This window comes from Paenibacillus sp. FSL K6-2862, from assembly GCF_038005125.1.
Taxonomy (GTDB): Bacteria; Bacillota; Bacilli; order Paenibacillales; family Paenibacillaceae; genus Paenibacillus; species Paenibacillus illinoisensis_A.
This window is the reverse complement of the sequence record NZ_JBBOSN010000001.1, coordinates 3,589,316-3,614,279: the sequence shown is the minus strand read 5'-3', so window position 1 is coordinate 3,614,279 and position 24,964 is coordinate 3,589,316. Positions and strand designations below refer to the sequence as shown.

Genomic DNA, 24,964 nt, shown 5'->3' with positions numbered 1-24,964 from the left:
GGGAGGAAGGATCATGACAAAACAAGTTTATCTGGACTTGATTCAGGCCAAACAAGCGCAGTATTCTAAGGATCCAAACATGAGGTGTAGCGGTATGGGTTCATATGCAGATGTGATGCACCGCATTTTAATACATAAGAAGTGGACCGAATTCCCGCGTCACATGATTGCGGGCATGACAGCAACTGTGTTTCGGTTGGTCGTAGATCGGCATTTGACCGAAGAATCAATCTCAGCCTACAACTGGATGGCAGAGAACTTTGTAGCTGCTGATTTTATTGGAGTAACGGCCAGCCAGGCAGCAGGGTTTTCATTTGCACCGACGTTTCCACTGTATCAAAAACAGGCATTGGTGGACATTAAGTCATCCATTGATCGGGGTGTGGGGGCTATAGTATGGCATGACCAATTTGTTATTGCTGCCGGGTATGATGATGTGGAGCAGATTTTGCTCCTCTGTAACAGCGAAGGCCAAGACGTTACTCGTTTGCCTTACGATTCTTTTGGGCGAAATAGTACGCCTTATTGGTATTATCAAGTGCTTGAATCCTGTAGAACGGTAGATGTATGGGAGGTCTGCAAGGAATCGTTGATTCAGGCCGTATACAAATGGGAAATCCATGATTACATGCTGCCACCTCAGGATTACGCCTGTGGATCTGCTGCATATTCTGCCATTGCTTCAGCACTGGAATCAAGAGTTTATGAACCAAGGCAAGCTGCTGCAGTCCTCCGATATTATGGCAAATCAAGAGAGAATATTGCCTCCTATATTACAGAGCTTGGATACCTCTCTGACCACATGGTTCAGGTCATACAAGAATATACGTCGTTGTCAGATCTTTATTTGGAGATGATTGGTTGGGTTGATCAGTCCAACTTATGGGATGTCAAAGAACCGGAGTGTGTACAGTCTGTGATAGCGCTTATCCATCAAGCGAGAGAGACGGAACAACGTGCCATTGATGCGATTAAGCAGGCCTTTCCCGAAACCATCGGCAATCGTTTTAAAGATGTTGGACTGAGATAGCTGTCATCATGCCGTGAATAAAAACCGAACCGAGCTCTTTGAAGCCTGGGAGGTTTTTTTGCGTTTATCTGGCATCCTGGGGAATTGAATATGGAGGCTTTTTGTAGTTATCAGTAACAAGAAATTTTGATGCTGAGCTTGATCTGAAATTGACAAAAGTACATATAACGAGTAATATTTAAATAAAGAATCTTAAAACTGAGATATATGAAATGGAGTGAAAAACAATGAATAATTTTCGATATCAAGCATGTCTTCATTTCATTCAAATGTCAAAAATGATTCAGGACCAATTTCGGAGCGAGTTAAAGAAAGCAGATCTCAATTTCACGGAACTTTCTGTGTTAGTATCGCTTGAACATGAAGAGAAACAAGCAATTCAACAGATTTCTCAACATGTTTCTTTGACTAGTGGTGCTTTGACGTATATCTTGGATAAATTGGAGAATAAAAAGCTGCTAACTCGGATTCCTTGTCATTCGGATCGTCGAGTGATATTCGTACAACTAACGGATAAAGGTAGACACTTAATAGATTGTATACTTCCCAATCTGTATAACTTGGCTGATACTCAGTTCAATTCGTTAACGATGGATGACGCTGATAAACTTGAAAAGTTGGTAACGAATATGGGAACCGTCGGTTAATGCATCCAGCATATGGCTGAGATCGGTCTGGAACTTGCATGGTGAAAACTTGTGGGATATACAACCCGAACCGCGAAACACAACAAGGTTATATGGATGTAGAATTCTTCAATTACCAGTCCTTAAATAGTCTGCTTACGAATTGGATGATTAAAAAAATGAAGAATGTTGATCTGACAGATCAACATTCTTTTTTGCACATTACAATATGGTTTAAAGATCAATCTTCCAGTTTCCCATCATCTTGGCGACTTCCGGATCGTGATACGATAAGAAAAGACTCTTCCGCGTATCAAGGGCCGTAATTTGTTCAATATCTTCGGTATCCAACTCAAAATCGAAGATGTTGAAGTTTTCGACGATCCGTTCTTTTTTCGCTGATTTCGGAATGACAACGATTCCACGCTGGACAAGCCAGCGCAACACGACCTGCGCGACAGACTTACTGTGTTTTGCAGCAATGGATATCAGCACTTCGTTGCCAAACATGTTATTGAGCCCTTCAGCGAATGGAGCCCACGACTGATGTTGAACTCCTTGTTTTTTCATAAAAGTGGCACTCTCGGTTTGGTGATAGAACGGGTGAGTTTCGACCTGGTTAACAGCTGGCACGATTTCATTATGCACGATAAGGTCCATCAGACGATCTGGCAGGAAGTTACTAACACCGATCGCCTTGATTTTACCTTCATGGTACAGTTCTTCCATTGCACGCCAAGCACCATAGTAATCGCCAAACGGCTGGTGTATAAGATATAAATCGAGATAATCCAACTGCAGCTTATTTAAGGATTTGTTAAAAGCAAGCTTAGCGCTCTCATAACTGGCATCCTGGACCCAGAGCTTGGTCGTGATGAACAGTTCTTCACGAGGCACGCCACTGCGCTTAATCGCACGTCCGACCGGTTCCTCATTTAAATAACCGGATGCAGTGTCGATCAACCGATAACCAGCCATCAGCGCTTCATATACTGCATTCTCACATTCTTCAGCATCCGGAACTTGGTAAACACCAAAGCCGATAACCGGCATTTTTACCCCATTGTTTAATGTTACGGTTTGCATCGTAATTCCTCCTAATATTTAAATATAATGCAATGGCCCTTGATTCGAATTCGGGCACCTCAACTGGGTTTACCTTCATGGTCGAGTTGCATTACAATGAGCCTATCACCTTCGTGTTACACGAAGGCAAGCATCTTCGGAATTTATATTTTTCAAGGAGGTCTTCACATGCATACCGTCAAAGAGGCCGCGCAGATAACAGGACTCACCGAGCACGCTATTCGCTTTTATACAGATAAAGGCTTGGTGCCAAGTGTACAGCGCAATCAGAATAATATTCGAATGTTTGACGAAGAATCAATCAACTGGTTACATGGCATCAAATGTCTCAAACAATCCGGGATGCCGATTGAAAATATTAAAATGTATGTTGATTACTGTCTCGAAGGAGATTCAACGATCCCACAACGGTACACACTTATGATGGAGCATAGAGAGGCAGCTCTTGCTAAGTTTGAAGAAGCCAAACAGCACTTAGCGCATTTGGAAGAAAAGACCGCTTTATATCAAGCCATAATGGAGAACCGTTCCCTAGACACAACCAATCCCGCTAACTGGGATCGAATTAAACATATGCATGGAGACGTATTTTACGCATCCTCTGCTGATGATCTACTATGAACAAAAACGCAGGTCAAAGTGCAAGTGCGGAATCAAGTATAGATGCAAGCATGAACGCCATTCTTGGTCAGTATACTTTTAACGAACAGTCATCGGCTCATGAATTGATAGAGCTTACGTTAAAATCACTGCAGGATTTGTTACCACTCGCTGGCTTCAAATATGTAAAATCCCGCATAGCACTCGAGATGAAAACACAGGAATTGTTGATATCCATCTATCTTCAGGCCAATAGACAAAATGTAGCTGGAACGAGTATGGAAGTAATGGTGCACTGAAAAGTCACGCATAACAAGCAAAAGGCACATACGGGTCTACCGGAAAGCTACTATCAGCATTCTGAACTGAGATGGTATGAGTTATTCGGGAAAGAGGAATTTAAGGACAGCCTGATGTCTATTACTGAGCATATTACACAGCACAACATACCATTGATCGAGCAGCTCTTATCTGATCCTCAATGTGTCATAGAAGAAAATGCTAAGATTCCAAAAAGAATCCTCAGCCCTTATTTTTACTATCGTTACGGTACAGAAGGACAATTTGAACAGGCGAGACAGCGATACGTTGCCAATCTAAGCGAAGCGCAGAAAAAGCAGTATGATGAGGCTGTCATCAAATTCCAAGCGGATGGATGCGGTCCGATCAGGCTCGGATAAGATTGGGCATATTTGACGGTGGCCAAGGCGGAGGGGCGTGAAATATAACTGTTGCTTCTTTCATTCTAGCCATGTAGTTGTGCTGGAAGAGGCCAACTAACGGAGTTAAAGTCTACAGCTTTATTTGCCGCGCCGAATATTTTGTTTGTCTAACCTAGGGAAAAATCCCTTTACAATCATTTACATTGGGTTATAATACAATCATTAAGTGGGTTACTTCACAATAAAAGTGAAATATTGTAATTCTTTTTTGTAATCATGTAGTCACCCTAGACTCGTCAAACTATAGTTGCTTATTACATAATAGATACCGGAGGTATGGTTATGGTCAAGAAGAAAATGTCCACAACTCTCAGCGCAGCTTTAATCGTTTCTCTGCTGGCTGCTGGCGTAATCGTCGCGATCCAAGGTAATACAACGTTAGAGGTAGCGAAGACAGCAGGGGATAAAAAGGTGGAAGTTATTAAATGAATAAGCTAGGTGCGGCTCTAGTAGTCAATTAGGGAGTATTCGAAGCACCTGATGTGAAATTCAAGCGGAATCAAAAGACACTAGAGTGGCAGCAGATAAAGAGAAACGTGAACAAGTATAGTGAATTTATTAACCTCAGCTCGGTAAACCTGCTGAGGTTTTTTTTATTGGGGTGGAATGGAGCGCGACGACAATTGACCTTTTTTAAATTTGTCTATCAGGCGACATCAAGTGCCTAAACATAAGTCCCAGCTTTAAGAGCAGCAGATGATCGGTATTCTTCAAATCCAGATTCAGCAGCCCCGAAATTTTCTCCAGCCTGTACAGTACGGTATTGCGATGGATATATAGCTCACGTGCCGTTTCATTCACTTGGCCGTTGTTGGCGAAGTAGGCTTCAAGTGTGTGCATCATCTCACTGGTGTACTCCTCTTCTTTGTCCTGCAGTGGACGGAATAAATAAGAGCAATACCGGACCATAACCTCCTGCGGAATATGCTTGAAGAGATAAATAAACTCCAGGTCAGCAAACATGACAACCGGTTCGCTTAAACCAAGCTCTGTACTGATTCTCTCAGCCTCCCGGCACTCCCGGAAGCCGTCGATGAACTCCTCCATGCCCGTTCTCACTTTACTGATAAAACATGTCCTGGTTCCGTGGTCCCATGAATGCATCAAATCAGCATACAAACGTACCGAATTCTCATATTTCCTTCGATCCTTGGCCTCTTCTTCTAGAAGGGGGAAGAGTGAATACATGCGATTCATCACATAAAAATGATGGGATTCCAAGGAGGACGTTTTGGGATGGTCCTGAAGCCTATTCTGAATCTCCCTCAGTTTGCGCCTCTGACTTTCATGGTCCCAAGCATCCGCTCTTGAGGAAGATACCATGCATACGTAGGGCGTGCTCCAAAATGTGCTTCCCAATGCTTCGGCAAATTCGAGCACCGTTTTCAGCGAGGCGTTCCCCTTTAAGTAACGTTCCATGGCTGCGCCAAGACGACTACCTGCCGCAGTGGCCTCCTGATTCTGGATGACCTCCAGATGATAGGAAAGAATCACGGCAGCTTGGTGAAAAATGCCTTCCATTTCATGTGCTTCCAGCAGATTTTCAGTTTGTATCAGCAAGTAACCGTATGACTTTCCGTTTTTCAGCAGGGGGACCCGATACAACAGGTTGCTCGCCGACTTGTAAAACCGATTGTCCTGATTCCAGGGCCAATCGCTCAATAGCTCCATATCGGAACAGCGGGTCATGTTATACAAGGTCTGTCCTTCAGAGGTAACGATGGCTAAAGGAACCCCTAAAATGCTTGTGATACTTTGAAAATAATTGGTGTACTCATCCGCCTGCATCGCAAAATCAACCAACTTCTTCTGTGTTTCAAGCAATTCATTCAGCCGGCGGGTATCGCGTTGGAACTCGGATTGGTAGAGAGCGGTGATCTGCTCGGAGAAGGTGAATTGAAAGGGCAGCTCAATTAGGGGCAAGCCCAGCCGATCGGCTTCCAGCAGGGCAATCTCTGGTATTTCCGCCCAGTATCGACCAAGCTTGATGCCAAGCCCGGAGGCCCCACGTTCATTCAGCTTTTGTAGCAAATTAACAAATTCCTCGGGTGAATCCCTAATCGCATACGCTGTAGTCAACAAGAGTTCCCCTTCTTTCATCCAGTTGATCACATCCGGCGCATCCATCAAATTGATGGAGCTAATCGTTCGAGAAATTCCTTTTTTACCGGCTGCCAACTTCCCTTCCGATAACGGGTACACCGCCAACGCCTCTTCTATAGTTAATTGCATGTCAATCCATCCTCCCAAACGATACATATCTGAATCAGGTACCGGACATCACGTAACTTTTTAAGCAATTATATAGGGTCTTGTCGAATTTCTGCAATCCCTTTCGTTATATATATGTCACATAAGTTAACCTAAAACAAAGAATGTTCTGTTTTTGAACCAACGTAAAGCGTATACCATTAGATAAAAAACCAAAATTGTGTAAGGTATATTTACACGAATATTTTTTGGCTATATGATAGGACACAACTTCAAAGAGAAGAGGGGATTCAGATGCAGCTCACCCAAAATCAACAGGCAGCGACCCAAAAGGACAGTCGTTCCATGCTTGTAATCGATGATGTCGGCAAAATCTACCCCAATGGCACTGTAGCTGTGCAGCATGCGAATCTGCATGTGGGGGAAGGAGAATTCCTATGTTTTGTCGGTCCTTCCGGTTGCGGGAAATCTACCATTTTCAATATGATTGCCGGTTTGACGGAACCGACCTCCGGTCATCTGACCGTGCTGGGTACTTCCCCAAAGGAAGCGCGTAAACAGAATGAAATTGCCTTTGTATTTCAGGAGCATACCCTGCTCCCGTGGGCCAAGCTGATTGATAATGTCACCATGCCTCTTACTTTGCGTGGCGTATCCAAAAAGGAGCGGATTACCGAAGGGGAGCGGGTTCTAGAGCTGGTAGGCCTGAAGGATTATATGAAAGTGCTGCCGCGTGAGTTGTCAGGCGGAATGAAGATGAGAGTATCTATTGCACGAGCGTTGATATCTCGTCCCAAGCTGCTGTTAATGGACGAACCGTTTGGCGCCCTTGATGAAATTACCAGGCAGACGCTGCAGAATGAACTGCTAAATATTTGGGAACAGGACAAGAAGATGTCGGTTCTGTTCATTACGCATAACGTGTTCGAAAGTGTGTTCTTATCAACAAAGGTCGTGGTGATGACGCCTCGTCCCGGTAAAATTTCGGATTTCATTGATATTCCGTTTGCCTATCCGAGGGATGATGAATTCCGGACCCAACCTGAATTCGGTGAATATGTACGCAGCGTGTCCAATGTACTGAATCTTTGATAGCCAGAAATGAGAGGAGAGGGAAGCAACATGGAAGAGATGGTAGCTAATCCAGCCGTTGAAACGACACCAGGTATCCGAGCTTCTGGGAAGGACAATGCCCGCAGCCATTATCCGGCAGAAGAGAGCCCAGTCATTGGACTGCTGAAAAAAATTCTGCCGCCAATCGTCGTGTTTGTCCTGTTTATTGGTGGATGGGAATTAATTGTGCGGATACTCGGAATGCCCCCATATATCTTGCCCAAGCCATCCGATATTGCCGCAGCCGCTGCTGAGAACAGCGCGAATCTGATTACGTCGGTAAGCACAACCATTGTTGAGGCGTTGATCGGTTTTACGATCAGTGTAGTGCTCGGTATTTCATTGGCCATTCTACTGGCCCTGTCCAAAACGGTGGAAAAAAGCGTATATCCCTACGCTATTATCCTACAGACTATTCCGGTCGTTGCGGTAGCGCCAATCATAGTGATCTGGTTCGGAGCGGGAATAAATGCCATTGTGATCATTTCATTCTTAATCAGCTTTTTCCCGATTTTATCGAATACGCTGATCGGATTGAACTCAACGGATCAGAACATGAAGAATTTATTCTATTTGTATAATGCAAGCAAGCTGCAAACCATTTGGAGGCTTAGATTTCCGGCGGCACTTCCGTACATTATGGCAGGACTGAAAATTTCATGCTCCAGTTCGGTTGTCGGAGCGATCGTGGGTGAATACATTGCAGGCATTGGTGGCGGACAAGGCGGACTCGGTTACGGGATTACCGTTGCGGCAACCCGCCTGCAAACGCCTTATCTGTTCGCCTGCGGTTTAGCGGCTTCGGCCCTAGGAATCGCATTTTTCCTAATCATCAACATGGTGTCGAACAAACTTTTGAAGTCCTGGCATGAATCAGCAATGAAATGATACCAGAACCGGGGGAGAGATCCAACATGTCCAAACATCATATGAACTTTCGTTATAAGAAATGGCTGCTGTCGGCTGCTTCTTTGATCCTACTGCTTCTGAGCGCATGCTCCAATTCCTCCGCTCTAGAATCCGCCGCCCAGGCGGGAGGGGAGGCCGGAACAGATTTGAAGCAGGTAAAACTGATCGAGGGCTGGTACGCCAAAGGGGAAGATGGAGGCTATTTTGCGGCATTGCAGCAGAACTTTTATAAGGAAAAAGGAATCGACATGACGATTCAGCCAGGAGGCCCCGAGGTGTCAACCATGCAGCTTGTCGCTGCAGGCAAAGCTGAATTCGGTATCTCTTATGCGGATGAAATCTTGAAGGCGCGGGAACAGGGAATCCCTGTTGTCGGTATCCTTGCCGGTTTTCAAAGCACACCGCAGGTTCTGATGTACCACAAGGGGGAGAACATTCAGGATTTCACAGACCTGAACGGCAAAACCGTATACATCGGTACAGCGGTGCCTTACTGGGAATATATCAAGAGCCAATACAATCTGACAGATGTAAAAGAAATGAAGTATAACGGGCAGCTGGTCAATTTTATCAATGACCCCAGATCGCTCAATCAGGGTTACATCACGAATGAGCCTTACGCACTTTCTCAGCAGGGGGTTGAGGTGGACTATCTGAAAATCGCCGATTCCGGTTATGCGAACTATGCAGACGTTCTTTTTACGACGGAAGATTACCTTAAAGAGCACCCTGATGTTGTTGAAGCTGTCGTGCAGGCAAGTCAGAAAGGTTGGAGCTATTATCTAGACAACTATGAAAAGGTAAACCCGTTTATTCAAACCTACAATCCCGATATGACGGTAGAAGCAATGAATTATGAAGCAGTGCAGGAAAAGCCCTTTATTCTTAACAAGGAATCTGAGGCAAATGGTATTGGTTACATGACAAAGGAACGCTGGAGTACCCTCCAGGATCAGATGATCAAGGGTGAAGGATTGACGAAGGCACTAGATGTTACCCAGGCGTTTACAACGGAGTATCTGATGAAGCCATAAACCTGAACCAAAAGTATGTAAAGCTTCAAATCAGAAATTTCAGAAAAAATGAGGGGACTTAATATGTTCAAACTTGGAAATCGAAAGAGCTATTGGCAAGTGTCCGAAACGCTGGTGGATCTGAGGCGAACGCAAAAGTACGGCAAGTCAGTAACCCTCCCTGCACAGCCGCAGGAAGTCATATTTGATCTCGAGCATACGGCAGTTATTGTCATCGATATGCAGAATGATTTCTGTACACCGGGTGGATGGCTGGATTCCATTGGGGTCGATACCTCTCCGCTCCTAAACCCGGTCAGCCGGCTGAACCGACTGATGCCCGAGCTGCGCAAAGCGGGAGTGCCTGTTATTTGGGTGAACTGGGGCAACCGGGAAGACCGAATGAACGTGCCGCCATCCGTGCTCCACGTGTACAATTCGGATGGTCGGGGCAACGGCATCGGGGACCCGCTGCCGGGGAACGGCTCCAAAGTGCTGGAGAAAGGCAGTTGGGGAACGGCAATTGTCGATGGTCTGGATTCGTCCCCCGATGATATCTATGTGGATAAATATCGCATGAGCGGGTTTTGGGATACACCACTGGACAGTATTCTACGCAATCTCAATATTCAAACGGTGTTGTTTGCCGGGGTAAATCTCGATCAGTGTGTCATGCATACACTGCAGGACGCGGCTTGTCTCGGATATGATGGCATACTTCTGGAGGATTGCTCAGCAACAAGCTCCCCGGATTTCTGCATAGAAGCGACATTGTACAATATCAAGCAATGTTATGGCTTCGTTACGGATTCCACCTGGTTGGTACAAGAGCTTAGCGGGGCAGCGACTCCTATAGAAAGAAACACCTCGGAAGAGCTGGCATCTTTAGAAGGCTGAGCGGAAGGATGGGATGAAGCAATGAAGGACCAATGGAACGCCATTGTCAACCAGGTGATCGTTGAACCCACAGGACAGGGTAGGCTGAAAGGACTCAGCTTTATGGTCAAGGATGTATTTGCCGTCCGTGGCAATACAAATGGCGCGGGTAATCCACGTTGGCTCCAGACGCACGGGCCAGCAACGGAACACGCGGAAACGCTCAACCTGCTATTGCAGCAAGGAGCTAGGCTAACGGGGATGACGCATACGGATGAGCTGATGTTCAGCTTGAATGGTGAAAATGTTCATTATGGAACACCAGTGAATCCAAGGGCACCCGATCGTATCCCTGGCGGTTCATCTAGCGGATCGGCGGTTGCTGTCGCCGCTGGGCTTGCTGACTTCTCCCTTGGAACGGATACGGGAGGATCGGTCCGTGTTCCATCCTCGTACTGTGGAATTTATGGAATGCGTCCATCGCATGGCATTGTCTCCGAGAAAGGTGTTATCCCACTCGCTCCCAGCTTCGACACCGTCGGCTGGATGGCACGTGATCTCGAGACGCTGTGCCGGGTAGGAGAAGTGCTTTTGCCGCAGACAGACTCGGGTACAGGCTTCAGCCGGGTGCTCATCGGTGAGGATGCGTGGGAGCTTGCTGATACGGAGAGCAAAGAGGCACTTACCCCTTACCTGAAGTTGCTTTGCGGCATGGCTGCGAACCATGAAACGGTTCGCATCGCCCCGCAGGGTCTACCTGAATGGATGACCATGTTCAGGACGATCCAGGGCTATGAAATATGGCAGGAGCACGGGGCGTGGATTGAACGTGAGCAGCCGACCTTCGGACCAGATACGGCCGGGCGATTCTCCTGGGCAAGCACTGTTGAACTTGCCGATCAGGAGAAGGCAGCCAAACGCCGGGTTGAGGTGTGCAAGCACATGGCTGACCTGCTCAGAACGGATACGGTGCTTGTGATTCCGACGACGACTGGAGCGGCCCCGAAGCTGGGCTTGGGCGGGCCTTTAATTGAAGAACGAAGAGTGAAAACGATGCGTTTAACCTGCATTTCCGGCTTGTCGGGTCTGCCGCAGCTTACGATTCCGGCTGCGGAGGTACTGGGCTGCCCGGTCGGTATTTCGATCATTGTCGGTCCGGGACAGGATCAACGTCTGCTGGAATGGGCCAGATCCTTTCTTTCAGCAGTAAATTCAGAAGTAAAAGGATAAGAGCATCATTCGATATATGGACATGGAGCTACGCGTAAAAACATTAAAGCCGCAGGAGAAAGGGTGTCAGTTATGTTTCAACGATATGAAGGAACAGCGTGGGAGGAACGATTTTTGCCCCGTCTGACAAGCAAACAGGTCAAAGAACTGCCAAAGGATAAGGCGCTGGTTATTCTCCCAGTCGGAGCTGTGGAGCAGCATGGCCCCCATCTGCCCGTATATACGGACACTTTGATTGGGGAAGCGACATTAACACAAACGCTGGAGCGGGTGCGGGCGGATAAGGAGATCTGGCTGCTGCCTCCGATCTCGTACGGCAAAAGCAATGAACATATCGGGCTTCCTGGCACCATTTCCTTATCGGCGAGCACACTGCATGCCATCATGCTGGACATTGCAGAAAGTCTGAAGGCCAGTGGTTTTCGCAAGCTGTTGTTGTTTAATACCCATGGCGGCAACGTGGATTTGCTAAATACAGTATCACGAGAAATACGGATCAGAACGGGGATGATGGTTTTCTATCTCAGTCCCAGCAGTCTGAATGTGGCGGAGGATCTCCTCACTTCCGAGGAACTGGAATTCGGTATTCATGGTGGTGATTATGAGACTTCTCTCGTAATGTCCATCAAACCGGACTGGGTGAAGGAGGAGTTCCTTGTCAAGGAGCTTCCTGATATGTCCTCATACCGCTTTCTTACATTAGAAGGGAAAATTCGTTTCGCCTGGAAGATGGCTGATATCTCTACTACCGGCATTGCCGGTGATGCTACGACGGCCACGCCGGAGAAAGGCAGTATTATTCAGGATAGAATCTCAACGATTTTGTCAGAGGCGCTGGAGGAACTGTGTGATTTTGAAATCACCGATGTCCGCGGGACTGAACCGGTTCAACAGCCAGCAGGAAGCACCCCGTGAAGCTCGTCAGTCTGAAACACGGCGATGGTGAACAGGCCGCAATTGAACATGCGGAACGATTCTTTCTTCTGGAGGAGATCAACAGGGCGGAAGGAAGCTCATGGGGCACCTCGGTTATGGAGATTTTGCAGCAAGGCCAGCTAGAGGAGCTAATCCAGTGGTATCAGAGGCACGGGGATAGAGCAGTTTCATCAATCCCTTTCATACCTTTAGAAGGAGCCATATCCGCTCCTCTCTTCCGCCACCCTCGTAAAATATGGGGAATTGGCATGAATTATGTGCAAAAAGCGATCGATCTCGCATCTACTCCTCCAGAGCGTGAGCCAGTCTGCTTCATGAAGCCGGACTCAAGCCTGATCGGGCCGGAAGAGTATATCCAGCTGACGGCTCAGGATGTGAATGTGACATCAGAAGCAGAGCTTGGCATTATCATCGGCCGAACCTGCAAAAATGTGCCGGAAGAACGTGCGAAGGAGGTCATTGCAGGTTTTGCTGCAACGCTGGATATGACTAACCAGGACATTCACGCACGGAACCCCAGATTCCTGCAGCGATCCAAGGTATTCGATACATTTTTCAGTCTTGGACCACAACTCATAACACCTGACGAAATAGGCGATCTGCAGAGCCTCGTCGTTGAAACTGTGTTGAATGATGAGGTTATTCATAGCAATACGGTGTCTCACATGATGTATCATCCATGGTTCATTGTCTCGTATTTTTCACAGATGATGACTCTCTATCCGGGAGATGTGATCATGACAGGCACACCCGGGTCCGCCCGGATTCAGCAAGGAGATGTCGCCGAGTGTAGAATCAGTGGCTTTATGACGCTTCGAAATCCGGTAGCAGTAGTAGAGTAAATCATCCGTAATTTCTCTTGGGGAGTGGTAATGAGATGAACAAATACAGACAAAAAGGAACTTTAGCTTTACTGGCAGCATTGTTTTCCTTATCCACATTGTTGGCGGCTTGCGGGAATCAGCCAACTGCTGAGAATGCCTCTGCTACAGGGGGAAGCGAGGAACTCACGGCAATTACACAGGTGACGAACTGGTTTGCACAAGCAGAGCACGGGGGTCTGTATGCGGCAAAGGAACAAGGATATTACAATGAGGCTGGTCTCGATATGACCATCCAGGCAGGTGGGCCGCAGGTGTCTCCAACACAGATCGTGGCTTCTGGTAAGGCGCAGTTCGGACTTGCTACAGCGGATCAATTGCTGGTCGCTCGTGAAGAAGGGATCCCTCTTGTAGCGATTGCAACGATATTCCAGAAAAGCCCGCAGGGACTTATGGTTCATGCCAATCAGAACATGTCCTCCCTGGCCGATTTGAACAACCGCTCCGTATACGTGGGGACAGGCTCGGTGTTTTGGGATTTTGTGAAGAGTAAATACCAATTGGGTAACGTGAAGGAATTGGCTTATACCGGTTCTTTGGCTCCTTTTGTAGCCGATGAAACGGTTGCCATTCAGGGATATGTAACCAGTGAGCCGTACGAGATGAAGCAGCAGAATGTAGACATTGATTTCCTGCTACTGGCGGATGCCGGTTATAACCCGTATTCCAATGTGCTGTTCACCACGGAGCAGTATATCCAGGATCATCCTGATATTGTGCGCGGTTATGTCGAGGCTTCGATGAAGGGCTGGGATTATTACAAGACCAATTATGATACCGTGAATGACGTCATTTTAAAGGAAAACCCTGATTTTACGAAAGAAAAGCTGAACTATGCCGCAGAAGCGCTTATCCCGTTCGTATACGAAGGGGATGCGGCGGAACACGGCGTTGGTTACATGACAGAGGAACGCTGGACGGAGCTCGGAAAGCAGCTAAAGGAGATTGGGGCCTTGAAAGAGGAGCCTGATGTCAGCAAAGTATTTACGGATGAGTTCTTGCCGAATTCCTAAGAGATTCCTTTAATGAGATCAGTATTACAACATACGGGAGGGGAACCGAATGAATGAACATTGGATAGCCGTATTGAAAGAACGTATGGATCCGGAATTGCTGCAGTGGGAGGAGGCAGCCCTTGCCAGATATTCGATGGATTATCATCACTTCTCTCCTGTGCTGGCCAGTCAGCTGCAGGGTAAGGTCGCCGAGTGCATCGCCAGTCCGCGCACCGAGGAAGAACTTGACGATCTGCTCTCCATAGCAGCAGAGCTGGGAGTTCCGCTGACCATCAGGGGGAACGGCACCGGCAACTATGGCCAATGCGTTCCGGTCACAGGCGGAATCGTCCTGAATCTGGCCAAATACAACAAAGTGCTCGAAATGGGAGAAGGCACGATGCGGATCCAGGCCGGGGCCAGACTCGGCAAAATGGAATCCACTGCCCGCAAGGCAGGTTACGAGCTGCGTACGATGCCTTCCACCTTTCAATCCGCGACGATCGGCGGTTTTTTATGCGGCGGTTTTGGCGGCATCGGTTCGATCAGCTGGGGAACAATCTGGGATGGGCTGGTACGTTCACTAAAAATCAAGACCGTTGAGGTTCACCCCCGTACCATTGAGCTCCAGGGGGACGAAGTGTTGCCTTACCTGCATACTTACGGTACAATCGGCATTTTGTCCGAAGTGGAAATAAATCTGGCTCCCCGAGTGGAATGGATGCAGTGGGCCGTAACCTTCGACCGTTTTGAACAGGCTTTTCGCTTCGGGCAGTCGGTTGCTGAGGACACTTCCTTGGTGAAAAGGCTAATCTCCATCCATGAATGGCCGGTACCATCCTATTTTCTTCCGCTTGATCTCCCTGCTGACCATGCTGTCGCATTGTTGGAAGTGGATACGGCCAACGAATCCCAGCTTGAACGTATCCTATCGGAGTATGGAGGTCACTTGGCTATGAAGGTCTCTGCCGAACAGTATCACAAAGGTGTAGGTGTCTCCGATTTCACATGGAACCATACAACATTGTGGGCGCGCAAGGCAGATCCTGGCTTGACCTACCTACAGTTGAATTTTGAACCATCCAGTGCCCTTGAGCAAATCTCCTCTATGAAAAAGGAATATCCGGAAGTGATGAATCATATCGAGTTTGCCCGGCAAAACGGGAATTTGCTGATCTCCGGCTTGCCGCTGGTTCCCTTCACAACGGAGGAAAACCTGAATCAGCTGATGGAATGTTACGAGAAAAACCGCGTTATAGTTAACAATCCGCATACATGGGATTTGAAGGATGGCGGACGATCATACGCCCATGATCGATTGTGGGAAATCAAACATCGCAATGACCCGAAGGGAATTTTGAATCAGGAGAAATTAAAGCGTTCAGCAGTTAGCGGTATCTGATCAACGGGTGACGGAAGAATGGCGCAACCTGCAGCAGTTAAAGTGCCATGCGGATTTTTATAGTCAATCCGTATCTACAGCAAAGGAGCGAGTTGCATGAAATTTGGAAATGTGGTCATCCGGCGAAAGGTCCCTTGCACGATGCGCGACGGCATAACGTTGTATTCAGATATATACCTGCCGGACGAGACGGGAGAATATCCTGTGCTGCTGATGCGCCAGCCCTACGGACGGTCGATTGCTTCTACCGTTACTCATGCCCACCCCGTCTGGTATGCAAGTAAGGGATATATCGTGGTAATCCAGGATGTCAGGGGGCGGGGAGAGTCGGAAGGCGAATTTAATCCGTTTGTTCAAGAAGCAGAGGACGGATTTGATACCATTGAATGGGCAGCCGGTCTCTCCGGCTCGACCGGGATCGTAGGCATGTACGGTTTCTCTTATCAAGGCCTAACACAATGGGCAGCAGCTTCCCTTCACCCCCCTGCGCTCAAGGCGATTGCACCGAGCATGTGTCCGGCAGACATGTATCATGGCTTATTTTATCCACATGGCTCCTTCGCACTTGGCAATCATTTGCCGTGGGCTTTCCAACTGGCTCGTGACACGGCACAAAGAGCGGGTGACTTCGAAACGGCAGAGCAATGCTCACGACTCATGCGCAGCCCCGATGAGATGCTTTGGAAAATGCCATTGAATGAAAGACATCCGATTCTGGAGCAATACTTTCCCGCATTTTATGATTGGATCGATCATCAAGCGTACGATGAGTACTGGGAGCAGATGAACTGGATCAACGATATCGTAAAGGAACCCGTGCCGGCGCTTCATATTGGGGGATGGTATGACGGTTTCCTCATGGGCACGTTACAGTCGTTCGAAGCTCTGCAAGCTACGGCCACGCCGGATTGCTTTCATCGGCTCATTGTCGGCCCGTGGGCCCATATTCCATGGGGGCGAAGAGCGGGCGGAATCGATCATGGCGAGCAGGCGGATGGTGGTCATCATCTGGAGCAGCTGCGCTGGTTTGATTATTGGCTGAAGGGCAAGGAAGACATGGAACTGTCTGGTGAACTGCCGATCCGATATTTTGACCAATTGAGTCATGGATGGCATACAGCGGAACAGCTACCTTCGCAATTTGAGGATGGGGCCTCTCCGTCCGAATGGTTTTATCTGTCGGGGTCACAGACCCCGGCGAATGGTGCGGCAGGAGGGGGGAGACTCGAAAAGCATAAGGAAGATGTGGAGGAGGCTGTGCCGGACGTGTTCGTGTACGACTCACGTCTGCCGATGCGTCTGGACTCTTACCTGCCGTCCGACCGAGCTTCCATTCAGGAACGGCAAGAGATTCTGGTATATACGGGAGGGCCGCTTGCAGAGGATATCCCGATTTTTGGGTCCCCGGAGTTATCCGTGCAGTACCAAACATTGGGAGGTCCGACGGATCTGGTAGCCATCCTCACCACCGTATCCGAGAAAGGGACGGCCCGTCTACTGAGTGTGGGTCGCACGGAAATCTGCAGTGAAGGAGAAGATGCTTCCAATGAATGGAGAACAGCGCAGATCCGGCTGCGTCCCTTGGCGGCAACCCTTCCGGCTGGCTCGTATGTCCGGCTTGAGTTGACAGGCAGTGCCTTCCCGTTATTCGCCCGCCATCCAAACGGTGTTAGGGACGAGATGAACTGCACGGGAACAGGTGGGTTGAAGATTGCCACCACGGCTGTTCGCAGTACAGAACAGGACATATCCTGTTTGAGGCTGCCGGTAAAAAGATAAAAAGCGAAGCATAAATTAAAATCAATCAAAGTGAGGTTGAATGTATATGGTGAACATTCCTGGTCTGGTTGCTGGTAACTTTGAGAATTGTCCCGTCCACAAAATTTCCGCACAGGATACGAATAAGTTCATCCTGCTGTGCGATAGGGAGCAGGTTCCTTTCACTTCATTTGTGGAGATCTTCGAGGTTGGAGGCAGAACTCCATCGAATGAACACCGGGAAGCTTATGAATATTTTTATGTGTTAAAAGGGGAGGGGCTAGCCAAAGTTGGCAACGAGTATGAGACTCCAATCCGCCAAGGCTCATTCATTATTATTCCACCGGGCAACCATCACGATATTATTAACACGGGCAGCACACGTCTGTATTGTCTGACGACCATGGTACCGGACGAAATGTTCTCGGATATGATCAAAGCGGGTCCGGCCACCGAGCTTGACGAGGAGGATCTGGCCGTGCTTCAGGCGCTGGCTACCGCACAATGAGTGCGGGGCTGCGTTTCATTAATGTACGCCTTCCGCACCGGGAAGACCTTGGTCTTTATGAACTAAAGGCGGAGGTTGGAAAATGGGTTAGTATCCGTCGGCAAGATTGTTTCCTTGATGCACGGGAAAGTGCTTCTTCCCGACTGATGGTCCCGCATCAGGCCGGATCGGATCTGAAACGGCTCGCAGACGCGGATTGCATCGATCTGCAGGGCGGCATGATGCTTCCTGGCCTGGTTGACTGTCATATGCATCTGGATAAGGCCTTCTCGCTTGAGCAGGTGTCGAACCGATCCGGCACGCTTCATGAAGCCATTCTTAATTACAGCCAGGCTGTACAGACATTCAGCAAGGAGCAGCTAGCGGAACGCATGCTGACGGCTGCCAGAATGGCACTGAGCTACGGGACCACAACCATAAGGAGCCACCTCGACTTCCCAGTTCATTTGGGGAGAGAGGTGGCCTTTCGGACGATTGAGGCAGCCTTGGAAGTACGGGAGAAGTTGAAGGGACGTATGGCTATCCAATATGCGCTTATGGTACCGTTCCGCGGCAATCATGAAGTTGCGGATGAGGCCATCGAGGAAGCACTGCGGATGGGAATTGATGTGCTGGGGGGAGCCCCTCATCTGGCAGACGACTCTGAAAGAGAGATTGGCAGGATTTTTCGGTTAGCAGAACGTTTTGGCGTACCCATTGATCTGCATGCAGATGAAAGTGATAATCCCGGAAAAAAAACCGTGCTGAACATCGCAGAGCATACGATTCGCTACGGTTATCAGGGCAGAGTGACGGCAGATCATCTGTGCTCATTGTCTGCAATGACGGAAAAAGATGCACAGCATGTGATGGCGAAGATGAAGGAAGCTGGTCTGAACGCGGTAACGCTGCCTGCGGTGAACCTGTATCTTCAGGGACGGGAAGATCGCGGCCTGGTAAGACGGGGCACAACACGCATTCGCGAGCTGCTTGCAGAAGGCATTCCGCTTGCTGCGGCCTCCGACAATATTCAAGACCCGTTCCATCCATTCGGCCGCGGGGATTTGATACAGATCGCCCAAATCACATCATATGCGGCCCATATGGGCAGTGAACGGGATTTCGTACAGCTGCTGCGGATGATCACGGATATACCTGCTGAAATCACGGGCCGCGACGAGTATGGAATAGAAGAAGGGCATGACTGCAACTTTGTTGTCACGGATGCTTCGGATGTCACACAGCTGCTATCAGGTACAAAAATGAGTCGCTGGGTGTATGCCTCCGGCAGATGGCAGTCTGCTTTGCATACTTCTCGGTCATTAGCGTCTGAATGGGTAACATGATTAGCAACAAACAGGAATTACCCTCAGTTGAACATAGAAGAGAAAGAAGGTGGCAAGATGGTTCCACAAGTCACAGGCACACAGACGATGGTAGTCAGCCCTCATTCTTTGGCCAGCGCGGCAGGATCGCGTATTTTGCAGCAGGGAGGTAACGCCTTTGATGCCGCCGTGGCGGTGAGCGCCTGTCTTGCCGTCGTATACCCCCATATGACGGGACTGGGAGGCGATTCCTTCTGGCTGACCTATAGCACCGACGAGAGAAAGGTCAGGGCATATAACGCGAGTGGACGTTCGGGCAGTCGGATTACCGCGGCCTGCTTTGCCGGCGAATCAGCCATCCCGCAGCGGGGACCCCGTAGCGTCATTACTGTGCCGGGTATGGTGGACGGCTGGGATGCCATATTACAGGAATATGGCTCGAAGACGCTGGCAGAAGTGCTTGAGCCCGCGATCCGTTATGCGCTGGAAGGCTTCCCGCTGTCGCCGGACCAGCATGTCAATACGGCCGAGCGTTTCGATGTGCTGGCAGCTTATCCACAGACTGCCGCCATCTATCTGCCTGGAGGCAAAGTTCCGGAGCAAGGCAGCCGCTTTGTGCAGTCTGCTTTGGGAAGCAGCCTGCTCCAGGTTGCGGACCAGGGCCGAGACGTATTTTATTCAGGCAGTGTTGGTCAGGAGATTGTTCGCTCACTTAAGGAGCAGGGAGGTCTACTGACACTGGAGGACTTTGCGAGACACAGAGGTGAATGGGTGGAGCCGGTCAAAGGGAGTTACCGAGGGCTTGATCTTTATCAGGTCCCGCCGAATTCACAGGGCTTTACCGGTATAATGGCGCTTCAAATACTAGAACAGTTTGATTTTGAGAGTATAGAGCATGGTTCCTATGAGTACTATCACCTGCTCGTGGAGGCGCTGAAGCTGAGCTTCCGTGACCGCGATCGTTACTTGACAGACCCACAATTTTCCTCCATTCCCATAGACCGGCTGCTATCCAAATCCTATGCTGCGAAGCTGGCAGCCTGCATCGATATGGAGCGAGCTCTGCCAATGAATACCCAGCCGGTAGGCCACGATACGGCATATGCGGCGGTAGTAGACAGCGAGGGCAATGCTGTGTCATTTATCCAAAGTCTCTATTTTGAGTTCGGTTCGGCAGTGGTTGGGGGAGACACTGGTATATTGCTGCAGAACCGAGGCTCGTTCTTCTCCCTTGATCCGTCGCATGTGAACAGGCTGGAACCGGACAAAAGAACCTTTCATACGCTGATGCCGGCGATGGCTTGCCGCGATGGGAAGCCATATATTTTGTACGGTACCCAGGGAGGAGAAGGTCAGCCCCAGACACAGACCGCGCTGCTGACCCGCATGGTGGATTATGGTATGACCCCCCAGACCGCTGTGCGTGAACCCCGGTGGGTGTGGGGAAGAACATGGGGAGATGCAACGCAAGAATTGAGAGTGGAGGGCCGAATCGAGGCAGAAGTACAGCAGCGTTTAAGGTTAGCCGGACACGAGGTACACACAGTTGAAGATTTTGCTAGAGTCATGGGACATGCGCATGCCATTATGATCGATGACAATGGGTTCCTGCTCGGGGGCACAGACCCCCGCTGTGATGGTGCGGCTATTGGATGGTAAAACAGAACCAGGTGAAAGGTCTGTGTGCATACCGCCCAGGCCTTTATTCTTACATAAGACACAACTAAGCTGCGACCGTTTCCCGTTAGCCTACTGGGGAACGGTCGTTTATTATCTTCTAAGTTCGAACCAACCCACCCCAAAAAGGACAGGAGCAGGCTAAGAAACTTGATTAACTAGAGTTTATGTTCAAGGTAGAGGTTGTTTGTCGAGGGATAAGAACAAGAACACGTTTCACCGAGTCGCTAGTATAGCGGCTTTTTTTATTTTGTCGGTAGAAGTCTATACCTGAGCCGAGAACTTGTTGCGGATGATCGGAATCACGAACATGTTCTTATTAGCGATTAAAGCATCGAATTTCAAACACATACTCTGAGTTACAATCCTTTTCTGCGGTATGAGCTTCCTGTTCTTAGCACACTGACCAAAGATGTTAATGCCAATCAAATCAAGCCACAAAATAGACATATTTCCCATATCCATTAGCCAGTTGGAGCTATATAGAAAAATATTTAATGTTTGTACACTAAAAGCAGTTTGCTATTGCACCTTCAAGCGGCATTTTAGCCGTAAAAGAAAATCCATTTATAGAAGGAGGAAATGGTATTGAAATAGTAAAAGTAATCCTTCTGAAATCGAGGCTGCTTCGTTTTATAAAGAGATTAGTTATTTGTTTCTGCACCCTCTTCTTGCTGAGTGTATGCCTAATCGAGAATGATGTCTATTCCACGCCCAATAATCAATCAATTCCTTTGCAGCCCTTAATTGATCAGGCTTCAGAAGGTGAGGTCGTCGTTCTATCCTCTGGTACATATGAGGGTCCTGTCATAATTAACAAAAGCGTTATCCTTCAAGGGGATTCTACAGTTACGCTGGTCAATAAGGAGGCCGCGCCGGCTATCTCGATTCAGGCAGACGGGGTGAGCTTGGGCAGCTTCACTGTAAAACAGGAGTATGTGGCTGAGTTTGGTGCAATTCAAGTTTCGGGGAATAATGTCACCTTGTCTGGTCTAAGGATCCACACCCAAGGTTACGGTATTGTACTTCGAAAAGCCTTAGACGGGGTCATACAGAATAATGAAGTGATCTGGTCAGGACCGGAACAGGTATCCAGTGCTCAAAAAGGAAATGGGATCGATCTATACGCCTCACAGGATATTCGCATAACGGATAATATAATCACTGGCATGAGAGACGGAATTTATATGGAGAATAGTTGGGATACCGAAGTCATGGATAATACTTTAACGCGATCAAGATATGCCATTCACTGTATGTATTTAGTTCGTTCGAAAATTATGAATAACACGGGTGAACTCAATATTACTGGTGCGATGATCATGGGTGTTCAAGAAGCCACCGTTATGAACAATTCTTTCCGTAAACAAAGTACCAATGTACATTCACAAGGAATCATGATGTATGACGTGCAGAATTCAAAGATTAGTCATAATGCGCTAGAAGGAAATCGTGTGGGTTTGTATATTCAAGAATCTTCCGGCAACGAAATAAGCCAAAACGATGTGGTTCGAAATTTTGTCGGTGTGCAACTGCTCGATGCGGAAGGAAATGAACTGCATTCCAATCGTTTTGTGTCGAACGTGATCGAAGCGCAAGCGGTCGAAAGTCAAAATAACATCATCAGGAACAACTACTGGGATACCTTTCAAGGACTTGATTTGAATCGGGATGGAGCAAGTGAAATGGCATATGCCATTAATCCATTTTATCAAGAACTGGTCAGACGAAAGGCACCATTCCAGCTCTTTTTCCAGTCACCAGGCATGTTGTTTTTAAGTGAACTGCATACAGAAGGACGAGACGACTGGATGACAGATACTTCACCTCTAATGAGGCTGGATACAAATTCGATTGCGATGGGAAAATCGAATCCAAGTCATCGAATTGTGCCATGGTTGGGTGTTTTGCTGATGCTATTGTCTGCCTGCAGTATGATCTATTTAGGAGGAAAACAAAAATGAGACATTGGAAAGTGGTATTGGTTACGCTGTGGTCGATCTTTCTATTGGCAGGGTGTGGACCCAAATATGCAGCGCTGCCTATTAATGAGGACGTTGATGTTTGCGTTATCTGTAACATGCAAGTTAAGGATGATGCCTATGCAACACAATTGACTACGAAAGATGGACAAACCTTCAAATTCGATGACATTGGTTGTATGAATGAGTGGAAAGAGAGAAATGGGACCGAGCAGATCGGTATGGATTTTGTTCGTGACTACAACGATAAAGAATGGATCGAATTCAATAAAGCCACGTATGTGTACGACGCCTCTATTCGGACACCTATGGCCTATGGACTTGTCAGCTTCAAAGACCAAGAGTCTGCCGAAAACTTCATTCAGGAACAGGGTGTAGGTGTAATTATGACAGCGGCAGATCTGACATCCCATGATTGGAAGCAGAATACCGAGGGGGTGGATATGATGGGAGATGAGGGACACACCCATGAACATGAACAGGAGGATGCAGGAACGCACGGCTCTGAAAACACATAGGGGGAAACCGGCCATCATTAATACAGAAGTGGGTGAGACGTTATGATATCCCATATGATCGATGTAGCCAATCGTGAAGTGAAGCTGGGATTTCGCAACCCCTGGTCGTATTCCTTCCTAATATTATTTTGCGTATTCAGCATGAGTCTTCTTGTCATCAATTCGCTTAATGTGGTAGAAGGTTACTCCGGAACGACAAGTTCACTGGTCAATTTAATCTTATATCTATTACCACTAATGACGTTATTCATCGGTTCATTCTCGCTCACATCCGAGGGGGAGGATGGAAGTTGGCAGTTGTTATCCACGTACCCACTGGCCACATCTTCGTTTATACTCGGGAAATACTTAGGGCTATCATGCGTCCTGCTTACGATTGTCTCGTTTGGATATGGATTGATGGTCCTTATTAGTGGATTTATGGGTAATTCGTTTAACTTGTTGACGTATGGACTGTTTATTCTATTTTCATGTGGTCTTGTGTTCATGTTCTTGACCATCGCTCTATTCATCGGTTCCGTATGCAAAAACCGCTGGCAAGCACTCACAATTTCAGTTTCGGTTTGGTTTTTCTCTGTCATTGCTTGGCCAACTCTACTAATTGCAGGATTGAGTTTCGTTCCCTACACATGGGTTCAGCCGATGCTATCGATATTCACTTTATTGAATCCGGCAGAACTCGTTCGATTATTCGTCATTATTAAACTCGGGGGCGGATCTGTTCTTGGGCCAGAGTACTATCGCTGGGTGCTATGGATTCAGCAACCCGTCGGTACTTGGATTCTAATGGCGCTTACCATCGTTTGGATCACGGTATCCCTGTTGGTGATTCACTGGATATGGGAAAGGAGACGTTATCGTGGATGAGAATCGTAGAGAAGGGTTTGCGCTAGTGACAGATGTATCCAAAATCATAAAGGGAAAACAACTTGTTAAAGATATCTCCTTCCAGATTCACTCGGGGCAAACCGTTGCTATATGTGGAGGAAACGGTGCTGGTAAAAGTACCGTTCTTCGCATGATTGTTGGTATTATGCGCCCAACTTTGGGCGATATCGTGGTTAATAGTCTACGACCCTGGGCTGAACGAAAATCGTATGCTGAACAGGTTGGTTACATGCCGGACGATTTCCAGTTCAATCAGGGATTATCTGCACAAGAAACCCTACAATTTTGGGCCGATCTGAAAAGGGTACCATCTACTAGAGTGGATGATGTTCTTGCTACTGTTGGGCTCGATACCCATAGAAAACAACGCGTCACGACCTTCTCTAAAGGCATGCGGCAACGATTGCTTCTTGCACAATCCCTGCTGGCCAAGCCTGCTTTACTTGTTCTGGACGAACCCACCAATGGACTGGATCCATTTTGGATGCGTGAACTCGTTCATCTACTGAAAGAGTTCAAACGGGATGGCCAAATGGTCATATTTTCAACGCATCAATTGGAGATTGCAGAGGAAGTTGCCGACGAAGTCGTGTTCATGAATGAAGGAGTAAATGTAGGAACTGGACTGACCGCAACATTCAGGGAGCAATTTGGAAGTTTATATCATGCATTTCATCATAGTTTGGGAATAAAGTGAGG

The 24,964-nt window shown here is 47.9% G+C and carries 25 protein-coding genes; 23 read left to right on the top strand and 2 right to left on the bottom strand.

Annotated elements, in window-relative coordinates:
* Positions 1-13: 13 nt before the first annotated feature.
* Both MHB82_RS16350 and MHB82_RS16345 read left to right on the top strand, forming a co-directional pair.
* Positions 14-1,030 (top strand): hypothetical protein, encoded by a 1,017-nt coding sequence (locus tag MHB82_RS16350; RefSeq protein WP_341175299.1) that lies wholly within the window; start codon positions 14-16, stop codon positions 1,028-1,030.
* A 278-nt stretch (positions 1,031-1,308) separates the two neighbouring features.
* On the top strand, positions 1,309-1,677 hold the full coding sequence (locus MHB82_RS16345) for a MarR family winged helix-turn-helix transcriptional regulator (protein WP_341175298.1): 369 nt from the start codon (positions 1,309-1,311) through the stop codon (positions 1,675-1,677).
* 213 nt (positions 1,678-1,890) lie between these two features.
* Here MHB82_RS16345 and MHB82_RS16340 read toward each other — a convergent pair whose 3' ends face one another.
* A complete protein-coding gene (locus tag MHB82_RS16340; RefSeq protein WP_341175297.1) occupies positions 1,891-2,742 on the bottom strand; it encodes an aldo/keto reductase in 852 nt (283 codons plus the stop codon).
* A 168-nt stretch (positions 2,743-2,910) separates the two neighbouring features.
* Between MHB82_RS16340 and MHB82_RS16335 the strand changes: the two genes are divergently transcribed.
* The 4 genes from MHB82_RS16335 (at position 2,911) to MHB82_RS16320 (ending at position 4,493) form a co-directional block, all read left to right on the top strand.
* Positions 2,911-3,363 (top strand): MerR family transcriptional regulator, encoded by a 453-nt coding sequence (locus MHB82_RS16335; protein WP_095357790.1) that lies wholly within the window; start codon positions 2,911-2,913, stop codon positions 3,361-3,363.
* The gene (locus MHB82_RS16330; RefSeq protein WP_341175296.1) at positions 3,360-3,641 is read left to right on the top strand and encodes a hypothetical protein; all 282 of its coding nucleotides are present in this window, start codon (positions 3,360-3,362) and stop codon (positions 3,639-3,641) included. The genes MHB82_RS16335 and MHB82_RS16330 overlap by 4 nt, the downstream gene beginning before the upstream one ends.
* Before the next feature lie 114 nt (positions 3,642-3,755).
* Positions 3,756-4,022: a hypothetical protein gene (locus tag MHB82_RS16325; protein WP_341175295.1), complete on the top strand. Its 267-nt coding sequence runs from the start codon at positions 3,756-3,758 to the stop codon at positions 4,020-4,022.
* A 324-nt stretch (positions 4,023-4,346) separates the two neighbouring features.
* On the top strand, positions 4,347-4,493 hold the full coding sequence (locus MHB82_RS16320) for a hypothetical protein (protein WP_341175294.1): 147 nt from the start codon (positions 4,347-4,349) through the stop codon (positions 4,491-4,493).
* 204 nt (positions 4,494-4,697) lie between these two features.
* Here the strand turns inward: MHB82_RS16320 and MHB82_RS16315 are convergent, their stop codons facing one another.
* Positions 4,698-6,296 (bottom strand): PucR family transcriptional regulator, encoded by a 1,599-nt coding sequence (locus tag MHB82_RS16315; RefSeq protein ID WP_341175293.1) that lies wholly within the window; start codon positions 6,294-6,296, stop codon positions 4,698-4,700.
* Positions 6,297-6,569: 273 nt separating this feature from the next.
* On the opposite strand from MHB82_RS16315, the gene MHB82_RS16310 reads away from it, so the two are divergent.
* The 17 genes from MHB82_RS16310 (at position 6,570) to MHB82_RS16230 (ending at position 24,962) form a co-directional block, all read left to right on the top strand.
* Positions 6,570-7,367, top strand: coding sequence for an ABC transporter ATP-binding protein (locus MHB82_RS16310; protein ID WP_341175292.1), 798 nt, complete (start codon positions 6,570-6,572; stop codon positions 7,365-7,367).
* Between the two features lie 30 nt (positions 7,368-7,397).
* Complete coding sequence (locus tag MHB82_RS16305) at positions 7,398-8,276, top strand: ABC transporter permease (RefSeq protein WP_110822781.1); 879 nt, start codon at positions 7,398-7,400, stop codon at positions 8,274-8,276.
* 26 nt (positions 8,277-8,302) lie between these two features.
* Positions 8,303-9,331 carry an ABC transporter substrate-binding protein gene (locus tag MHB82_RS16300; RefSeq protein WP_341175291.1) on the top strand — a complete coding sequence of 343 codons (1,029 nt, stop codon included), beginning with the start codon at positions 8,303-8,305 and terminating at the stop codon, positions 9,329-9,331.
* A gap of 63 nt (positions 9,332-9,394) precedes the next feature.
* Entirely contained in the window at positions 9,395-10,207 is an 813-nt protein-coding gene (locus MHB82_RS16295; RefSeq protein ID WP_110822783.1) for a cysteine hydrolase family protein, read from the top strand.
* Between the two features lie 21 nt (positions 10,208-10,228).
* Positions 10,229-11,416: an amidase gene (locus MHB82_RS16290; RefSeq protein ID WP_341175290.1), complete on the top strand. Its 1,188-nt coding sequence runs from the start codon at positions 10,229-10,231 to the stop codon at positions 11,414-11,416.
* Between the two features lie 72 nt (positions 11,417-11,488).
* Complete coding sequence (locus MHB82_RS16285; RefSeq protein ID WP_341175289.1) at positions 11,489-12,331, top strand: creatininase family protein; 843 nt, start codon at positions 11,489-11,491, stop codon at positions 12,329-12,331.
* Positions 12,328-13,194: a fumarylacetoacetate hydrolase family protein gene (locus MHB82_RS16280; RefSeq protein ID WP_341175288.1), complete on the top strand. Its 867-nt coding sequence runs from the start codon at positions 12,328-12,330 to the stop codon at positions 13,192-13,194. Before MHB82_RS16285 ends, MHB82_RS16280 begins: the two co-directional genes overlap by 4 nt.
* 35 nt (positions 13,195-13,229) lie before the next feature.
* Entirely contained in the window at positions 13,230-14,246 is a 1,017-nt protein-coding gene (locus MHB82_RS16275; RefSeq protein WP_341175287.1) for an ABC transporter substrate-binding protein, read from the top strand.
* Between the two features lie 49 nt (positions 14,247-14,295).
* The gene (locus tag MHB82_RS16270; RefSeq protein ID WP_341175286.1) at positions 14,296-15,630 is read left to right on the top strand and encodes an FAD-binding oxidoreductase; all 1,335 of its coding nucleotides are present in this window, start codon (positions 14,296-14,298) and stop codon (positions 15,628-15,630) included.
* A 96-nt stretch (positions 15,631-15,726) separates the two neighbouring features.
* Complete coding sequence (locus MHB82_RS16265) at positions 15,727-17,409, top strand: CocE/NonD family hydrolase (protein ID WP_341175285.1); 1,683 nt, start codon at positions 15,727-15,729, stop codon at positions 17,407-17,409.
* 46 nt (positions 17,410-17,455) lie between these two features.
* Positions 17,456-17,896, top strand: a complete 441-nt coding sequence (locus MHB82_RS16260; protein ID WP_090898515.1) for a cupin domain-containing protein — start codon at positions 17,456-17,458, stop codon at positions 17,894-17,896.
* Complete coding sequence (locus tag MHB82_RS16255) at positions 17,893-19,221, top strand: amidohydrolase family protein (protein WP_341175284.1); 1,329 nt, start codon at positions 17,893-17,895, stop codon at positions 19,219-19,221. The genes MHB82_RS16260 and MHB82_RS16255 overlap by 4 nt, the downstream gene beginning before the upstream one ends.
* 57 nt (positions 19,222-19,278) lie before the next feature.
* Positions 19,279-20,859, top strand: coding sequence for a gamma-glutamyltransferase (ggt, locus tag MHB82_RS16250; protein ID WP_341176648.1), 1,581 nt, complete (start codon positions 19,279-19,281; stop codon positions 20,857-20,859).
* Between the two features lie 752 nt (positions 20,860-21,611).
* Entirely contained in the window at positions 21,612-22,841 is a 1,230-nt protein-coding gene (locus MHB82_RS16245) for a right-handed parallel beta-helix repeat-containing protein (RefSeq protein ID WP_341175283.1), read from the top strand.
* Positions 22,838-23,377 carry a nitrous oxide reductase accessory protein NosL gene (locus tag MHB82_RS16240; protein ID WP_341175282.1) on the top strand — a complete coding sequence of 180 codons (540 nt, stop codon included), beginning with the start codon at positions 22,838-22,840 and terminating at the stop codon, positions 23,375-23,377. The genes MHB82_RS16245 and MHB82_RS16240 overlap by 4 nt, the downstream gene beginning before the upstream one ends.
* Before the next feature lie 45 nt (positions 23,378-23,422).
* On the top strand, positions 23,423-24,244 hold the full coding sequence (locus MHB82_RS16235; protein WP_341176647.1) for an ABC transporter permease: 822 nt from the start codon (positions 23,423-23,425) through the stop codon (positions 24,242-24,244).
* Entirely contained in the window at positions 24,237-24,962 is a 726-nt protein-coding gene (locus MHB82_RS16230) for an ABC transporter ATP-binding protein (RefSeq protein WP_341175281.1), read from the top strand. Before MHB82_RS16235 ends, MHB82_RS16230 begins: the two co-directional genes overlap by 8 nt.
* The last annotated feature ends 2 nt before the right edge of the window (positions 24,963-24,964 follow it).